Origin of the sequence: Nostoc sp. NMS4, assembly GCF_017115095.1 — a bacterium.
Classification (GTDB): domain Bacteria; phylum Cyanobacteriota; class Cyanobacteriia; order Cyanobacteriales; family Nostocaceae; genus Nostoc.
Genome location: NZ_JABXKI010000188.1, coordinates 21461 through 37505 on the forward strand (window position 1 = coordinate 21461; position 16045 = coordinate 37505).

14 protein-coding genes are annotated in these 16045 nt (G+C 39.9%); 7 read left to right on the top strand and 7 right to left on the bottom strand.

From position 1 onward, the window contains the following. Positions 1–452: 452 nt before the first annotated feature. Positions 453–1256 (top strand): SDR family NAD(P)-dependent oxidoreductase, encoded by an 804-nt coding sequence (locus tag HWQ37_RS16045; protein ID WP_292748618.1) that lies wholly within the window; start codon positions 453–455, stop codon positions 1254–1256. A gap of 90 nt (positions 1257–1346) precedes the next feature. Here HWQ37_RS16045 and hetI read toward each other — a convergent pair whose 3' ends face one another. The 3 genes from hetI to HWQ37_RS16060 all read right to left on the bottom strand — a co-directional run bounded on the left by hetI (position 1347) and on the right by HWQ37_RS16060 (position 3208). Then, a complete protein-coding gene (gene hetI, locus HWQ37_RS16050) occupies positions 1347–2057 on the bottom strand; it encodes a 4'-phosphopantetheinyl transferase HetI (RefSeq protein ID WP_292748619.1) in 711 nt (236 codons plus the stop codon). 127 nt (positions 2058–2184) lie between these two features. Further along, complete coding sequence (locus tag HWQ37_RS16055; protein ID WP_292748620.1) at positions 2185–2718, bottom strand: hypothetical protein; 534 nt, start codon at positions 2716–2718, stop codon at positions 2185–2187. 181 nt (positions 2719–2899) lie between these two features. After that, positions 2900–3208, bottom strand: coding sequence for an RNA recognition motif domain-containing protein (locus HWQ37_RS16060; RefSeq protein WP_292748621.1), 309 nt, complete (start codon positions 3206–3208; stop codon positions 2900–2902). Positions 3209–3640: 432 nt separating this feature from the next. Here HWQ37_RS16060 and ilvA point away from each other — a divergent pair, with 432 nt between their 5' ends. Then, entirely contained in the window at positions 3641–5152 is a 1512-nt protein-coding gene (gene ilvA, locus HWQ37_RS16065; RefSeq protein WP_292748622.1) for a threonine ammonia-lyase, biosynthetic, read from the top strand. A 155-nt stretch (positions 5153–5307) separates the two neighbouring features. On the opposite strand, the gene HWQ37_RS16070 is transcribed toward ilvA, so the two are convergent. The 3 genes from HWQ37_RS16070 to HWQ37_RS16080 form a co-directional block, all read right to left on the bottom strand. Continuing rightward, positions 5308–6348: a hypothetical protein gene (locus tag HWQ37_RS16070; protein ID WP_292748623.1), complete on the bottom strand. Its 1041-nt coding sequence runs from the start codon at positions 6346–6348 to the stop codon at positions 5308–5310. A 10-nt stretch (positions 6349–6358) separates the two neighbouring features. Next, on the bottom strand, positions 6359–6604 hold the full coding sequence (locus HWQ37_RS16075) for a hypothetical protein (RefSeq protein ID WP_099099597.1): 246 nt from the start codon (positions 6602–6604) through the stop codon (positions 6359–6361). Between the two features lie 370 nt (positions 6605–6974). Further along, entirely contained in the window at positions 6975–8432 is a 1458-nt protein-coding gene (locus tag HWQ37_RS16080; protein ID WP_292748624.1) for an energy transducer TonB, read from the bottom strand. Positions 8433–8773: 341 nt separating this feature from the next. Here HWQ37_RS16080 and HWQ37_RS16085 point away from each other — a divergent pair, with 341 nt between their 5' ends. The 3 genes from HWQ37_RS16085 to HWQ37_RS16095 all read left to right on the top strand — a co-directional run bounded on the left by HWQ37_RS16085 (position 8774) and on the right by HWQ37_RS16095 (position 11979). After that, on the top strand, positions 8774–9427 hold the full coding sequence (locus HWQ37_RS16085) for a MotA/TolQ/ExbB proton channel family protein (protein ID WP_292748625.1): 654 nt from the start codon (positions 8774–8776) through the stop codon (positions 9425–9427). Further along, positions 9411–9815, top strand: a complete 405-nt coding sequence (locus tag HWQ37_RS16090) for an ExbD/TolR family protein (RefSeq protein ID WP_292748626.1) — start codon at positions 9411–9413, stop codon at positions 9813–9815. Before HWQ37_RS16085 ends, HWQ37_RS16090 begins: the two co-directional genes overlap by 17 nt. A 229-nt stretch (positions 9816–10044) precedes the next feature. Continuing rightward, complete coding sequence (locus tag HWQ37_RS16095; protein WP_292748627.1) at positions 10045–11979, top strand: hypothetical protein; 1935 nt, start codon at positions 10045–10047, stop codon at positions 11977–11979. 2 nt (positions 11980–11981) lie between these two features. Here the strand turns inward: HWQ37_RS16095 and HWQ37_RS16100 are convergent, their stop codons facing one another. Next, positions 11982–12569 carry a Uma2 family endonuclease gene (locus HWQ37_RS16100; protein WP_292748629.1) on the bottom strand — a complete coding sequence of 196 codons (588 nt, stop codon included), beginning with the start codon at positions 12567–12569 and terminating at the stop codon, positions 11982–11984. A gap of 313 nt (positions 12570–12882) precedes the next feature. On the opposite strand from HWQ37_RS16100, the gene HWQ37_RS16105 reads away from it, so the two are divergent. Both HWQ37_RS16105 and HWQ37_RS16110 read left to right on the top strand, forming a co-directional pair. Beyond that, positions 12883–13701, top strand: a complete 819-nt coding sequence (locus HWQ37_RS16105) for a PD-(D/E)XK nuclease family protein (protein ID WP_292748631.1) — start codon at positions 12883–12885, stop codon at positions 13699–13701. Then, positions 13698–15968 (top strand): Piwi domain-containing protein, encoded by a 2271-nt coding sequence (locus HWQ37_RS16110; protein ID WP_292748633.1) that lies wholly within the window; start codon positions 13698–13700, stop codon positions 15966–15968. The genes HWQ37_RS16105 and HWQ37_RS16110 overlap by 4 nt, the downstream gene beginning before the upstream one ends. Positions 15969–16045: the final 77 nt, after the last annotated feature.

Below are 16045 nucleotides of genomic sequence, written 5' to 3' on the forward strand. Positions count from 1 at the left end.
AATCGCGTCTCTACAAAGTACTACTGAATAGCCAATATTTCAGATACCAGTAACAACTCATATACTAACAGAGGCAATATAATTGCCCTGTTTTTTTATGCTCAATCATGTAAATTTTTAGTATTCACCCCTTGACAGAAGCAATCGAGGATAGAATGGTTAGTGTCGGGCATAAAAGTTTGATTTTATCTTCTGGCTGTTGTGAGTAATCAAAAGCCAACGCTAGTAGTTTGAAATAACCGAACTTTTTTAATGCCCAACTTTTTCGATGCATAAGTCCTAAATTTACGTTTGGATTTCTACATCTATCCAACGCATCACACAAGCATTTCAAAGGGTAATAACTCAAGACATTTCTCGTCGGTTGAGATATTACGCGTACTTAATTGTAGAACGAGAACCACTGTCAATGCAACGCAGCTTCATCAAGTTGAATTCACCAATATTCTTACATGAACACAACACACCAAAGACAGGGCAAACAAACTGCTCTTATTACTGGCGCAGCCGGTGGAATTGGCTACGAATTAGCGTGTATTTTTGCTGCTCATGATTACCATCTGGTCTTAGTAGACAGAAATGGGTTAAAGCTAGTAGAAATTGCCGCTAAATTTCAAGCAGAATTCGGAAATTTGGTCACAACTATTGTTAAGGATTTATCTATATCAACGGCTCCTGAAGAAATTTTCACGGAGTTGCAAAAAGCTGATATTAATGTTGATGTGCTGGTAAATAATGCTGGATTTGGTATCTATGGATTATTTCACGAAACAGACCTAGCGACTGAATTGGAAATGCTACAGGTAAATTTGGTGTGTCTCACCCATTTAACTAAGCTATTCGTGAAGGGGATGGTAAAGCAAGGTGAAGGTAAAATCTTAAACGTCTCCTCGGCTGCGGCTTTTCAACCTGGGCCGTTGATGGCGGTTTATTTTGCTACTAAAGCTTATATCTTATCGTTTTCTGAAGCGATCGCTAATGAATTAGAAGGTACAGGTGTCACTGTGACAGTTCTTTGTCCAGGCTCAACCGCATCTGCTTTTCATGAGCGAACTGGGATGGCTGACTCTAAGTTGCTCAAGGGTAAGAGGATGATGGATGCCCAAACGGTAGCCGAAATTGGTTTTCACGCCTTAATGAAGGGTAAAACCATTGTCATTCCTGGCTTTATGAATAAACTACTGGCAAAAAGCGTCAGATTTGTACCCCGAAAACTGGTGACAAAAATTGTTAGAAGTATGCAGGAAGATAAGTAAGCTGGTTGTCATTTGTCATTTGTCATTTGTTATTGGTTATTTATCCACAATATCTCTCTTGTTTCATCCAGGAGATGAGCTTAGTCAACATCAGTATTGCCAACATTTTAAGTTCCAGCCAAAATCTGCTATTGCAACAGCAGCAAGATAATTATTAGCAGGTACTAGTTCAAAAAGACTCCAGTCTTCAGTTATCTGCAATTTGGCTGGTTCTGTGGGAGTTAGCAATACTTCAACTTGCTCTAACTGGGATAGTCCGTCTCCAGTTGCTTTTAAGTAAGCTTCCTTACAAGTCCAGTAACGGAAAAATACCTCTTGTTGTTGGTTAGGGGATAGCGATCGCAACATCTCATATTCTCTCGCTAAAAAGAACCGTTTGGCAAGAGCTTCTAAGTCAGACATCGGGCGAATATATTCTAGGTCTACACCAATTGGGCAAGTACAATTCACTGCACACAAACCTAACTTTTGAGAATGAGACAAGTTAAACGCCAATCCACTATCGGCAAATGTCTCTGCTAATACTGGTTTGCCACGCTGTTGATAATTAAACTGTACTTGTGACGGCTTGATACCCAAATAGCGACCTAATATAGCTCTAAGAATACCACGACCAGCGATGAAACGCTGCCGATGTTCCTGAAAATAAAACCTTTCAGCACGAGCGATTTCGTCACTCGAAAGGGTTGTTCTCAAATGTTGTAAATTTGCTTCTGGTTGGTCAAGTTCTATGCGCCAGACATGAATCTCATCGGGCAATAAAGTTAAATCTGTTGGTGCAGGTAGCCAGAGAGGATTCATAATAATTCGTAAAATGAAACAAGTTCGGATTTGCTCTGCCAACAATGCTTGGTGAGAAATTTCTGAAACATCTCTTTTTTCTCTGACTCTGTGTTCTCTGTGCCTCTGTGGTTCGTTCTTTTACCCTTCAAACTTGCCTTGACGGACTACTACTATTAGGGTAAATTGTCGAATTTGCCAAGAGCCAAGCTTTTTCAGTCCAGGCATTATGAGATAACCCGACCTCTGGCACTTTTAATTCAAATGAATGGGGTGGTGATTCTAGCAAGAAGGGCAAACCCCGATCATGAGCCTCAACTAAGTTAACTATCCAAGGAAGAAAGTCTAGGATTTCTTTTGGTAATACAGTTAACTCGAAATCCCACAATAAATTTAGACCTCGGCAGACTTGTCCTTTTCTGATTACCGTGACTCTACCAGCACTTTTGTTAATAGCCAGTCGCAGAATGAATGGGCGGAATGGGACAAACTCATCGGGTGCTGTATAAGCGTATACATTTATATAGTTTAGTCTTTGCCTACGATCCATCCAAGATGCGATCGGTGAATTACTACTATAAGATGTACCAGTTACGATGGTTGGCATATTCATCGCCGCCGCAAAGTTAGAGTAGAATTTATGCCTTAGTTCATTAACAATATGTTTAGCTTCTGGGTTCATGGTTGCTACACCTATTACAAAAACGATACCTGCGGTAAGCTACCCTAACGCATGGCTTCATAAGAATTATTTCCTAAAACCCCCTGCGTCCTCGTGCTTTTCTTCAGTTAACCGAAACGCAAAAAAGGCAGACTCCTTGTCTGCCCTCAAGACCTTAGAGTTAAATTTTTGGTTTTAGACCTTAATAGCGGCCACCACCACCACCACCACCATAGTTTCCTCGTCTACCACCAGAGGAACCGCCGTCTGTCTTAGGCTTGGCTTTATTAACTTTTAAGCTTCTACCCATCCATTCAGCATTATCAAGGGCATCAATTGCCGCTTGTTCTTGTGCGTCTGATTCTAATTCCACAAAGCCAAAACCTCTCATCCGACCTGTTTCTCGGTCGATAGGCAATTGAACATTTTTGACAGTTCCATATTCTGCAAAGACTTGCCGGAGGTCATCTTCTTTAACCTCATAAGATAGATTACCGACGTAAATTGACATAAAATGTCTCCAGAATCAGAGGGTGTAGAGATTTAGATCCGGAGAGGTCTGTAATACAAGTATATATAAAAACAAACTGTACAGCCGAATTTCATCTTCCACGGATACTTTAACATAAATGGAGAAGTTCTGTTCTTAAGTAGCACTATACTTAACTTAATCTGTCGCTCTAAATATTTGGATAGTTGGCAAGACTGATTTAAAATCAACCTACCTGCGATCGCATGAAATTTGAAATCATTAAAAAGGTTTCAAAGAGTAATTAAATAATTCGTAATTCGTAATGACGCGACGCTCGAATACTCGCTAACGCTTCGCTATCGAAGACTCGCTAACGCTGCGCTAACGTAATTCGTAATTACGTTTTGTGTTAGTGATCGCTTGTAACGTAAAATTAGTTTCCATCCAGCATTTGCCCTGAGCTTAACGCCCATGTTTTGCGACTACCTCATTCAAATCCTCACTGCCCGTGTGTATGATGTTGCCCAGGAAACACCACTGGAGTATGCCCCAAATTTGTCTGCGCGGCTGAATAATCAACTCCTGTTGAAACGTGAGGATATGCAGTCAGTATTTTCCTTTAAACTGCGGGGTGCTTATAACAAGATGGTGCAACTGCCAGCAGAGATATTGGCAAAGGGTGTAATTGCTGCGTCTGCGGGGAACCATGCTCAAGGAGTCGCCCTTGCAGCCCAACGTTTAGGAACCAGAGCGATTATCGTTATGCCAGTAACCACACCCCAAGTAAAAGTGGATGCGGTGAGAATGAGGGGCGGAGCAGTGGTGTTATATGGAAACACTTATGATGATGCTTATAGCTATGCCCGTGAATTAGAAGTAGAAAAAGGATTGACCTTTATTCATCCCTTTGACGATCCTCATGTAATTGCTGGACAGGGAACAATTGGGATGGAAATTTTACGGCAATATCAGCAACCCATCCATGCGATTTTTGTCGCAATTGGAGGTGGCGGATTAATTTCTGGGATTGGGGCTTATGTGAAACGATTGCGTCCCGAAATCAAGATTATTGGTGTTGAACCAGTTGATGCAGATGCCATGTCTCAATCGCTCAAAGCCGGACATCGGGTGCGCTTATCCCAAGTGGGGTTATTTGCTGATGGTGTGGCGGTGCGCGAAGTAGGTGAAGAAACCTTCCGTTTATGTCAGCAGTATGTAGACGAGATTATTTTGGTGGATACAGACGATACTTGTGCAGCAATTAAAGACGTGTTTGAGGATACACGATCCATTTTAGAACCAGCTGGTGCATTAGCGATCGCAGCGGCCAAAGCCTACGCCGAACGAGAACAAATCGAGGGACAAACCTTAATTGCGATCGCCTGTGGTGCAAACATGAATTTCGATCGCCTCCGCTTTGTGGCAGAACGGGCAGAGTTCGGCGAACGCCGGGAAGCGATCTTTGCGGTTACAATTCCAGAGCAAAGGGGAAGTATTCGCCAGTTTTGTGAATGTATTGGCAACCGGAATCTGACCGAGTTTAATTATCGCATTGCCGACGAAAAAACAGCCCATATTTTTGTCGGCGTGCAAATTCAAAATCGTGTCGATGCTGCGAAGATGGTAGAAACTTTTGAAGCTCAAGGATTTGAAACCCTTGATTTAACAGACGACGAACTAACTAAACTACATCTGCGGCACATGGTAGGTGGGCACTCTCCCTTGGCTCAAAATGAATTGCTCTACCGTTTTGAGTTTCCCGAACGTCCCGGCGCATTGATGAAGTTTGTTACTTCCATGAGTCCCAACTGGAATATTAGTCTTTTTCACTACCGCAACAACGGTGCAGACTACGGACGAATCGTTGTTGGTATTCAGGTTCCCCCCCATGAGATGAAAGATTGGCAAGCTTTTCTCGATAACCTGGGCTATCGCTATTGGGATGAAAACAAGAATCCGGCATACAAGTTGTTTTTGGGATAGGTGGGAGTGGGGAGTGGGGAGATGAGGGAGATGTGGTTCGACTTCGCTCACCAACCGGGAGATGAGGGAGATAAACAAAACTCCTCTTGTACAGACGCGATTAATCGCGTCTCTCCTAACTCTTAACTCCTAACTCCCAACTCCCAATCCCCAATCTAACGAGAACTCCCCTTCAATATCAGATTAGAGTCCCAAGTATAGAAGCCGATTTGATTAGGAACCCTAGCGAATCTACCTGTCCGATAGCCTCTAGATAGTTCATTCAGTACCTTATTTTTGATCTCTCTAATTTGCTGAGAATCTAGTTCTCCATAAATTCCGGCGATGACTTCAGCAACGCTGAAAACTTTACCTGGATTTTCTTCCAACAGAGAGGTGAGGGCATCAATTAAGAATTGACCCTCAAAGGCTTTGAGCATCGGTACTGTTTTTGTCGGAGAAACGAAGGGCTTCTTATTTTTGTTTTTGATATTCCTAGAAGCACCATTACGATTACTTGGGGCTACCAAACTTAAATCCAGAGTATAACAACCTGGCTCATCGGGAATAGTTACCCAGTAATTCCTTTCTCTGCCTTGGGTAAGGGAAGATTGCACCCTACCTTTAACGACTTTGAATAGATGGGAATCTAATTCTCCATAGAGCGATCGCACGATAAAATCGATATGACAAACAGTACCTATCTGTTCTTGCAATAGCTGTTTTATGGCTTCCATTCGGGATATAGCGTGCTGATACTGAGGTAGCATCGGAATTTCTACTACCTTCGTTGAACTATCGTTGTTCTCTGGGGCGATCTTTGGATCTGTTGATGTCGTTAGAGGTTGACTCTCTTTTGTATCAACAGCAGCAGAAAAAGAATTATTTATCTCAACCCGATCTGAGTCTTTCCGTACTGACTCTAAAGACTCCACCAACTTGATTTCGTTGATGTCGTCAAGGGGTGATAAAAACCGCAAAGAACCTTCTGGGGAAAGATTTGAGGTTTCATCAGCCGCCGTCAATCTGGATATCTGTTCGTTGGTATCAGAAAAAGACCAGTTAGACAACAACGCTTCTACATGATCCAGCTGCTGTCGCGCTTGCACAAAGAGGCGTTCATACTCTTCTGTCAGGCGAGCATAATAGTCTCGTAATTCCAACAGTGGTGAGACAAAGGTGGCTGGAGGTGATTCTAATTGTCCATTTTGAGTCATAAGGCTTCAATTAATTTAAATCGATGTCACTTTTATAAGACATTGCTCTGGGTTTTGCTTTGTGAGATGCTGGCTGGGATTTTTTAGGCGGTTGGGGAGGGCGACATCTCTCACAATATAAGGGTCGAGGACCGAAAGTCTCGCGCTTTGTCAGATCGTTACACTCTTTACAGACAAACTGGAAAACACGAGTATGAATCTGTCTTTTGTGCGCCCTGACAGTATATTCCCTAACATCAATGAATTTACTTGCCATAATCAGGAATTGTGAATTGCCGTCGGATCAATGTCTTATCAATATAGCTATTCAAGCAAATCAAACCGCATCAGTGTGTGTTTATGTAGAAGTTTTATTGAAATCAGTGAATTTAACGCCTATCATAAAGCCTCTTCTTCATCCTAGATGGGTAATGCTTAATGAAGCCATTTCTGTCTAAAGAACAACCGCCCCCCAAAAACAGGAGGCGGCGATCGTTGTTAATCAAAATATAATTCCAATAAGTTTTATCGCTCTACTAGTAGCATGTCAAGTCAACTTCACTAGGTTAATAAGTTCGTAGTCAGGACTTTAGCCTTTTGTTAAGCCCTCAAGCACTTATTACTAACCCATCAATTTCAACTTGTGACTACTGCTGACTGGGAGTACCAGGTTGTGGGCGTAAACGGCGCAAAGAGTCCCGCAATTTATTCTGGCTAGTGTTATCTCTTCGCCGCCGCCGATTTGTAGTTGCTTGTGGCTTTTGTGATGAATCGGTAGCCGTTGGCTCACGCCGGATACGCCGTAATGACTCTGTTGCAGTTCCTTGAGTGCGAGTTGTCGTAGCTCCAGATGATGAGCTTGTGGCAGGACTTTCCCCTCTTTGAGGTTCCAACCGTCTACTAAATCCAGATATTGTAGGTCTTGTGGTTCTAGCTTCATTAGATGAAGGTATCAACACTCTACGCCTACGTTTTGGAGTTTCCTCTGTGGAGTTAGCAGCCGTTGTTTGCTGAGTTCTTTCTTGTGCTTGTCTTTGTGTTTTCCGTTCTTGAACTTGGCGGTATCGCCGTGAACCTTGTATAGCAAATTCAGTGGCAATCGATACCCCTTGTCTACCACCTTCTGCGGGTTTTAATTTCCAATTACGTGCTTGTCTCTTGGTTTCTTCATCCAAGTCGCGGTTTCCACTAGAGCGAGCAATCCGCACATTGGTAACATTGCCTTCTGCATCAGTATCTACAGCTACTTCTACTCTGCCTTCAACTCCTCGCCGTCTTGCTGCCTCTGGATACTTGGCATTACATTCACGGCAAGCTGCACGACCATTACCATCACCTGAACTGTTAATTTTTGGAGGTGTTGGCGCTATTGGTGCTGTTGCTACTGTCGGGCGATTTCCTACTCCATTACCTATACCACTGCCAATGCCACTGCCAGTACCACTACCAGTCCCACTGCCAGTACCGCTACCAATTCCACTGCCAGTACCACTACCAATGCCACCGCCAGTACCAGTGCCAGTACCTCCGCCAGTGCCAGTACCTCCGCCAGTACCTACAGCAATACCACTACCTGAGCCTAAACCAACACCAGAGCCGCCACCACCACCGCCACCTGCCGCACTTGCTTTGGAATCTCCAGATATAGCAGATCGTGGAACGGATGCAGATTTCCCAGGAACTTCTGGTGCTGATTGTGGAACGGATGCAGATTTCACCGGAACTTCTGCCTTGGTAGCAATTGCTTGTGGCGGCGTATTTGTCGGCTGTAGCTTCTGAGGGACTGCCGTAATCTGTTCTTGCTGCTGAACTTTTTCTACTGGCGGAGTTTCTATAGGCTGTTTTTGGACAACTTCTGGTTGTTTTTTTATTTCTTCTGGAATCTCTGCAATTGGTTTTTCTGGTTCGGCAGTCGGAGAATCCGCGATCGCCAATTCTATAGGTTCTTCCTCTGCTGTGGGTACTCTCGTCAAATAATTACTTATCCCAGAAGACAGTACGCCGATATGCAGCGCCAGTGAACCTATTAGACTGTAAGTCAGAAAAGACTTGAGAGCCTCAACTTCTTTGGAACGTTGCTCGACAGTAATGCCGGAAAAGCTCATAGCTATTGCTACCTATTCTCACTAATTTAGCTATCTTAGAATGCAAGGTTACAAATATCAAGTAAACAATTCAAATTATTTGCGATCGCGTTACGGAACCCTAAATAAAGCAAAAGCACCTTTTTAAACCAAAAATATCATGTTTTTTGGACAAAGTTAAGTTTTATTGCAATTAAGTTAAATTAATTTATATAAAACAAACCAACGAGTAAATAAAAATCATCATCGTTCCATTTGAAAAAATTCTCATTATATTTTATATTTTATTGAGAATAAGTTTCAGCTTTTCTCTAGATTCTGGTAGTCTGATTTTGTATTGGATGACGTTATAGAGGCACTACATGGGAATTCAAAATTTGTTTGCAGCAGGTGGTGTGGTCATGTGGCCCCTGTTGGCGTTTTCGGTATTGGGTGTAGCACTGATCGTCGAGCGGATCAGGTTTTGGATAAGAATCAATCAGCGTCAAAGCCGCGTAGTTCGAGATGTTTTGAATCTCTACCGACTCGATAATGTTGTCGGTGCAATGGATAAGCTTCAGAAAAACGCAGATTTGCCACTCGCCCGAATTTTTCTGGCGGCTTTAGAATTAGAGGAGCCAAATCCAGAAGAATTTCGTTTGGCATTAGAAAGCGAATCCCAAGCTGAAATACCTGTTTTAAAACGTTTCCAAAACCTTTTTGAGACTATCATTAGTCTTGCCCCACTGCTAGGTCTTCTCGGCACTGTTTTAGGATTGATAGCCTCCTTTGCTTCGCTAAATCTTGGTGACGTGGGAGGTAGCAAAACCACAAATGTTACGGCTGGGATTAGTGAAGCCCTGGTATCAACAGCATCAGGATTGATCGTTGCTATATTCATACTCATGTTTGCCAATACCTTCCGGGGACTGTATCAACGGCAAATTGCCCTGATTCAAGAGTATGGGGGACAGCTAGAATTACTTTACCGCCGTCGTTATGAACGAGGAGAAAAAACTTATGCGTCTACCAGATGAACCAGAGCTTCCGCTACAGATCAACATCGTGCCGATGATTGATGTGATTTTTGCAATTTTGACATTTTTCATCATGTCAACTCTGTTTTTAACACGTTCAGAAGGTTTACCAGTAAATTTACCGAAGGCCGCCACAGCTAAACAACAGCAAGTTCCTACTAAAATTACCATTACGGTAGATGAAAAAGAACAGATAAGCCTGAATCGTAAACCAATTGCAGTTGATGATTTAACAGCGCAAGTGCGGACTTTAGTTGGTTCTAATCCAGAAGTGTTAGTAATTATTAATGCTGATGAAAAAGTTGATTATGGCCGGGTGGTGGCGGTGATGGATCGGGTGCGTCAGGTTCCGGGAGCTAAATTAGCGATCGCTACCCAAAGAAAATAAATAGATATATTCTGCATCAGAAGTTCAGAGAGTCAGGAAAATTCTATATTCTGACTCCTAACTCCTAAATTGTTCTTCAATAATCTAGATTTTGCCAATATCAAGTTTAAGCCGAATGGTTCAATTCTAGTATCTACAATCACGACATAATCGCCACTGACTTGATAAATTGCTAATTACACGAACAAAATAAGGCGTAGCAAATTTATACAAGCAGGTAGATTATCTGATGACTATTCCAGAGTCAATTAAAAAATTCATTACATGGATACAAGGTTTTGACCATCGTATTTTACGAAATGAAGATGATGTAAAAAAAAAGTTGATTTTGCCGATGTTTCACTATCTCTGCTATCCAGAGATATGTCATCGTGAATACTCTTTGAAAACATCTCAATCAGAAACTTACGCCGAAAATCTAGAAATTGCTCAGATTTATTTTGCAACAGATGATAGTAAAAAACACAATACAGATACATCACTGATTTTTGTGGGAGCGATAAAACCGCATAAAACTAAGTTAAATGAGGCTATTGAGCAAGCTAGATTTTATAGTAATCAGTTTAAAACACTATTTTTTATTGTTACTAATGGATATGAAATCAAGGTTTTTCAGCGTCTACATTACAATCGAGAAGAATTGGTATTTGATCTAAATGTAGATAGCTTAAAAAATAACGATCTAGCCTCAATATTTTATAATATACTCAATTTTGATTTAGTTAAAAGCATCGATAAAAATACAGATGCTATTTTGACATATACTAAATATAACTTAATAGAAAAATTAATCATCGGCAATCCTGATTTACAGGATATTTTAGAAAAATGTGATTTTGAGCCTTCTATAAGGCGAGAAGGTTGCCACTTAGTTGTTGTTAAACCAAAAGTAGCGATCGCCTGTAATTTACCCAAAGCTTTTAGAGAAGGTAGTTGTCAAATAGAATTCAGCAGTATTCTTTTTAAAGGTCTAAAAATTAACTTAAATCATCAAGATATTTTAAGTCAATTAATGACAGGATTGCACACACAACCAGATTGGGGTTGTCGTCGTTTTTTAAAACAATTAGATAAAGATAATTTTACAGTAAATTTGGGTCAAATAACAGTCATTTTATCCAAATTAGAAGCAACAGACTTGTGTTTATGTGCTGATAAAATTTGTCAAGAATATCAAAATTTAATAATTGAATTTGAGAATGCTCTAGAAACATGGGATTTTGAATTCGTAAAGTTCTCAAAAGTTCGTGGTTTTATCCTTTTTTCTGTAAGCCAAGAATTATGGGAATTAATGCAGCAGTTTGCAGAGGAATTTGATTGTACTAAAGGCAAGTCAGAATGGCATCTATTTCATAGAGAAGATATATCTATTCGAGTGAGTCGAGGAATCCGCGATCGCGCATTTTTCTTCCCCAAATTTGATAGGGATTTATCTTTATTACCTAGCAATCAAGTTAACATCATCTATGAGATAAATGATGTTAATTTAAAATATATTGAAAAAGGTAAATTAACCTTATGTCAGCAAGATATTGGAGTACGAGGAACCTGGACAGCGAGATATAGTAAACAGTGGTTATTAGAAAAATATATTCCCAAAGTTATTAATTACTACTCAGGAAAGTCTCAATTATCTGAAGCTGAATTGCTAGCAAAAATAACAAACTACAGAAGTGAATATGCATTTATTAAAGAAATTAATAATATCAGAGATTTAGTACCTTATCTTCGCTACATACAATCTTGGCTACATATCTATGTGGAAAATATTGCAGCTTCGCTATTGAAAGCATATTACCAAGCCTATACAAATTTAGTGCGTAATACAGATTCTTCTATAACAGGCATAGACTATATTTTCGGAAATTTGCGAAGAGTTGAGTGGAACAATACGCCAGAAGAGAATTATCGCAATTCTACAGATTGGAAAAACTTGACTTTTAAATATGCTATAGATTGCTTAGATCGGCAAGTAGTCAGAATAAATAATAGTGAATTTGAGAATAGTTTCAATGCAGATTTAATTACTCGGATATTTATTTGGATTATAGAAAATGGGAAAATATCTTTTTCACAAGCTCAGTTAAATGCTGCTAAACAGGCTTTAATCCCACTTTGGGAACAGAGTCGGTTTGAAATGCGCTATATATATCCTCATCAATAAAACTACATAATCTGCTGTAAATCCAAGACAAATCCAGGTAGTACATTTTCTCCTGATAAACTAGCCGGATTGTCTAATATCTCTACATCTTTACCAGGACGATAAATTTCCACTCGCTTGTTTTTCCGATCAATTAACCAGCCTAATTGAGTGCCATTTTCGATATACTCCTGCATTTTCTCTTGCAATTCTTTCAAAGAATCAGTACGAGAACGCAACTCTACGACAAAATCAGGACAAATCGGGGCAAATTTTTCTTGTTGTTCTGGCGTTAAAGCATTCCATCGCTCAATTTTCACCCAAGAAGCATCAGGAGAACGTTCTGCACCATTAGGTAGAGTGAAGCCAGTTGAAGAGTCAAAAACTTCGCCTAAATTAGTATCAGAGTTCCAAATATCCAATTGAGTGGTAATTTTAACATTACGTCTGCCAGTATCACTGCCTGTAGGTGGCATAATTAATAATTCCCCTGATGCTGTGCGCTCAAATCTATAATCGCGGTTTTTCTGACACATTTGGAAAAATTGATCGTCAGTCAAGTCAATTTTCAATTTGAGTGTAGAAGATAAAGTGGTTATAGTGGCGTTCATAGGCTATTTTGAGCATCTTACTTTCTATTTTAGTAGTTTGTGGGGTGCGATCGCACCCCACACAACTTGCAACAAAACGTAAAGCACGAACATACACAAGCGTAGTATAAGTGATGGAATTACATAAATAATTATTGGCAAAAATTCAATTTCCAAATATAGCAATATAGTTTTTGTTACTAAAAGTTTTGATCGCTAACCATAAGATGGTGTATAGTTTCTTGTTAACTAAATACAGAGAGATTCTGTCTATGATTCGAGATTTAGAGCAGGTACGCCAAACACCAGCTTCCATCATAGGAAATTGAAACTTATGGGACAAGCTTGGCTACCATCTGCAAGTTATAATCTTTGGTCTTTATCAGATTCACGAGTGGGTAAAGAATCCTGGTTTTGTGATATGAACCGAGGCTTTAAGAAGGTTCGTCAAAAAGAACCTCAAGTTAAAGCTCTGTTGGAAGACAACAAACATCAGCGAATTGGGAAATTAGCACAAGGCGGGGTTTATGAATTTTATCAAGACCCTCAACTTTTATCACAGTCTGAAGGTGTAGAAAAAGTTGCAGCTATTTTAAAACTCAATCAAGAGCCAGAGGAAGTTCAAGAGCGAATTATTCTGATTCTGAATAACTATTACAAAAAACCTATTTTAGTTGGCAAGGAAATTATTCAGTTGAGCAAAGGCGATGAGGGATTTCCTTCACCAATAATTATCGAAGAGGGTAGTTATTGTTTCAAGCTATATGCACCAACTGACTGCACTTTTAAACAGCCAGATGGTGCTATTCATATTTTAGATTTCAAAACAGGTAAATCAGACTTTGACCGACGACAGGCTTACGTCTACCTGTTAGCAACTAGCTATCTCTATCCACAACAACCATCTGTTGCTTCATTCTACAACTTAGAAACTGCCTTGGCATCTGACATAATTACAGCGACTCCTGAACAACTCAAATTTGTGCAGATAGAGCTAGCAGATATAGCAAAACGATATGAGCTTGAAAGAATTCATTATGGGGAAAACCCAAATGATTTTGCCAAAATATTTCCTCCCAATCCTGGTAGGGCCTGTAGGTACTGTACCTTTAATTCAATTTGTGAATTTTCTGTAAGTGAGGTTTCTAGGTGATTGCTACTGCAACTATTAGTCAAACAAAAGCTTTGTCTTCTAGCGAGATTTTTCGTCTAAATTTTTCAAATCTTAATATAATGTGCTTCCAACTGAAACCTGATATCGAACAGGAGGAAGGCATTAGTTTGAGTTTTCATCTTAGTCGGATTTTACCTGGCATAGTCGTTATTTGGGACAAACCATATTTTTATGCTCTTAGTAAATTCAAGCAAAATATGCGGTCTTGGCAGATTTTTGGGGTAGAGTGGGAATCTATACTAGGACAAGTTGCTGCGGAAGGAATAAAAGACTTTAGCGATCGCACTTGGCAGTTTCAAGAAGTCCCACTCACTAAAACAGTCCCAGCAAATGTTATTTCTCTATTAGCTTATCAGGTATTAAAGACATCTAAACCATATCCTTTTTCATCCATAACTGCTCTGTCTAAAAATGGTGTGCAAGTAAAACGTGAGACAAAATTTTGGGCAGAACCCATCGAAATACATGGAACTTTACAACCGGCTATTACTTTAACAATGAAAAGCAAGTTTTTGTTAACAAAAACTTTGGCTGATTTCTATCTTAATCATCCCGAAAAGCATAACCCAGAGAAGTTTTTAATTGATCTGAATGTTCGCTCTCTTTCTGGTGATATCCAAGGTAACGGTACTATCACCCAGCTTATTAAAGAGCCTTCCTTGATACACAAGCAAAAAATTATTAATCTAGCCAAGAGTGAAATTAGTAAGCAAGCTCTGCAAGATGATCTATCTGATAAACTCCTGGTGGCTGTTAAATTTGGTAAAGGTAAAAAGCTGTATGAATATGGTATGACTGCTTTGCGTCCCTGCGTTACATCTGAAACAGCTAGTAGGTTTGGGGTTAATTGGGGAGAATTGCTCAAGCAAACCAAAATTCTTTACAAAGAACGAACAAATTTATTAGCTACCTACAAAAAAGAAGCTGAAAACGCTTTAAGTACTTATGGATTTGAGTTAGGACTCAGCATCAACAACCGTGACTATCCAGAGTTGTTTTGGCAACCACAAGTTCCAATTGAAGATACACCCTTGCTATTTGGCAACGGAGTTATTAGCGCTCAAAAGAAAATTCTCACAGGTCTTTCTAGAGGTGGTGTTTACCGCCGCCATAAGAAATTTTCTGACCCATCCAGACCAATTCGGATTACTGTTCTGAATCTTTGTGAAGTAGGGTTCGATGACTTTATACAAAAACTTAAAGAACGGTTAAAAAGCTATAAATTTGAAAGCCTATTTGTTAACAAATCAATATCGCTAAAAAACTTAAGTGATACTCAGGCGAGAGCAAAAGTTGAAGAAGCAGTCAATGAATTAATGGAAATTCCACCTGACATAGTTTTGGCGTTTTTTCCCCAGAGCGATCGTAACACTGATGAAGAAGAGGGTGGTAGTCTTTATCACAAAATATACGATCTATTACTTAGTCGCCAGATAGCTAGCCAGATGATTTATGAGGATACATTGAAGAATCCTGATTATTACAAATACAAAAATATTCTCAATCAGGTGGTTCCAGGAATTCTCGCCAAGCTGGGTAATTTACCTTTTGTTCTGGCTGAACCTCTACAAATAGCCGACTGTTTCATTGGTTTGGATATTTCTAGAGAGTCTAAGATAAAACTTTCTGGAACAATGAATGCTTGTGCTAGTATGCGTCTTTATGGGAAGCAAGGAGAGTTTATTCGCTATCTGCTAAAAGATACTTTGATTCAAGGTGAAGAAATTCCTAAACAATTTCTAGAAGGACTGTTACCAAAAAAGGAGTTTGAAGGAAAAACAGTACTGATTCATCGTGATGGGCGCTTTTGCGGACAAGAAGTTGCTAATCTCCTAGAATGGGCTGAAGCTATTGGCTGTAAATTAATATTAGTAGAGTGTAGAAAGTCTGGTAGTCCCCGACTATATAATTTTGTTAACAAAACCATAACTGCACCAGAAAAAGGTTTAGCACTACGTATTTCTTCTACTGAAGCAGTTTTGGTAACAACTCAAGTAACTGAAGAGATAGGTCTTGCTGATCCTTTACGCTTAACAGTTATCACTGCAAACCATCCAGCTTTAATTTCTCCTCCCATAGAACAAGTGGTTGAAATTACCTTGAAACTCACCTTACTGCATCACGGAGCATTAAAAATGCCTCGCTTACCAATGCCAGTATATGGAGCGCATAAGATGGCAAAACTGCGATTAAGGGGGATTTATCCAAGCAGTATGCTAGAGGGCGATCGCCAGTTTTGGCTGTAGAAGCAACCTAAATATTACAGATATTTTGCGATCGCTCTGGAAAAATTGCTCATCAGTCAAGTCAATTTTCAATTTGA

Coding starts and splice junctions, on each gene's coding strand:
- HWQ37_RS16075 (WP_099099597.1), bottom strand. CDS start 6,604: ATGGCAAGTAAATTCATTGATGTTAGGGAATATACTGTCAGGGCGCAC.
- HWQ37_RS16095 (WP_292748627.1), top strand. CDS start 10,045: ATGACTATTCCAGAGTCAATTAAAAAATTCATTACATGGATACAAGGT.
- HWQ37_RS16070 (WP_292748623.1), bottom strand. CDS start 6,348: ATGACTCAAAATGGACAATTAGAATCACCTCCAGCCACCTTTGTCTCA.
- HWQ37_RS16090 (WP_292748626.1), top strand. CDS start 9,411: ATGCGTCTACCAGATGAACCAGAGCTTCCGCTACAGATCAACATCGTG.
- ilvA (WP_292748622.1), top strand. CDS start 3,641: ATGTTTTGCGACTACCTCATTCAAATCCTCACTGCCCGTGTGTATGAT.
- HWQ37_RS16105 (WP_292748631.1), top strand. CDS start 12,883: ATGGGACAAGCTTGGCTACCATCTGCAAGTTATAATCTTTGGTCTTTA.
- HWQ37_RS16045 (WP_292748618.1), top strand. CDS start 453: ATGAACACAACACACCAAAGACAGGGCAAACAAACTGCTCTTATTACT.
- HWQ37_RS16100 (WP_292748629.1), bottom strand. CDS start 12,569: ATGAACGCCACTATAACCACTTTATCTTCTACACTCAAATTGAAAATT.
- hetI (WP_292748619.1), bottom strand. CDS start 2,057: ATGAATCCTCTCTGGCTACCTGCACCAACAGATTTAACTTTATTGCCC.
- HWQ37_RS16080 (WP_292748624.1), bottom strand. CDS start 8,432: ATGAGCTTTTCCGGCATTACTGTCGAGCAACGTTCCAAAGAAGTTGAG.
- HWQ37_RS16085 (WP_292748625.1), top strand. CDS start 8,774: ATGGGAATTCAAAATTTGTTTGCAGCAGGTGGTGTGGTCATGTGGCCC.
- HWQ37_RS16060 (WP_292748621.1), bottom strand. CDS start 3,208: ATGTCAATTTACGTCGGTAATCTATCTTATGAGGTTAAAGAAGATGAC.
- HWQ37_RS16055 (WP_292748620.1), bottom strand. CDS start 2,718: ATGAACCCAGAAGCTAAACATATTGTTAATGAACTAAGGCATAAATTC.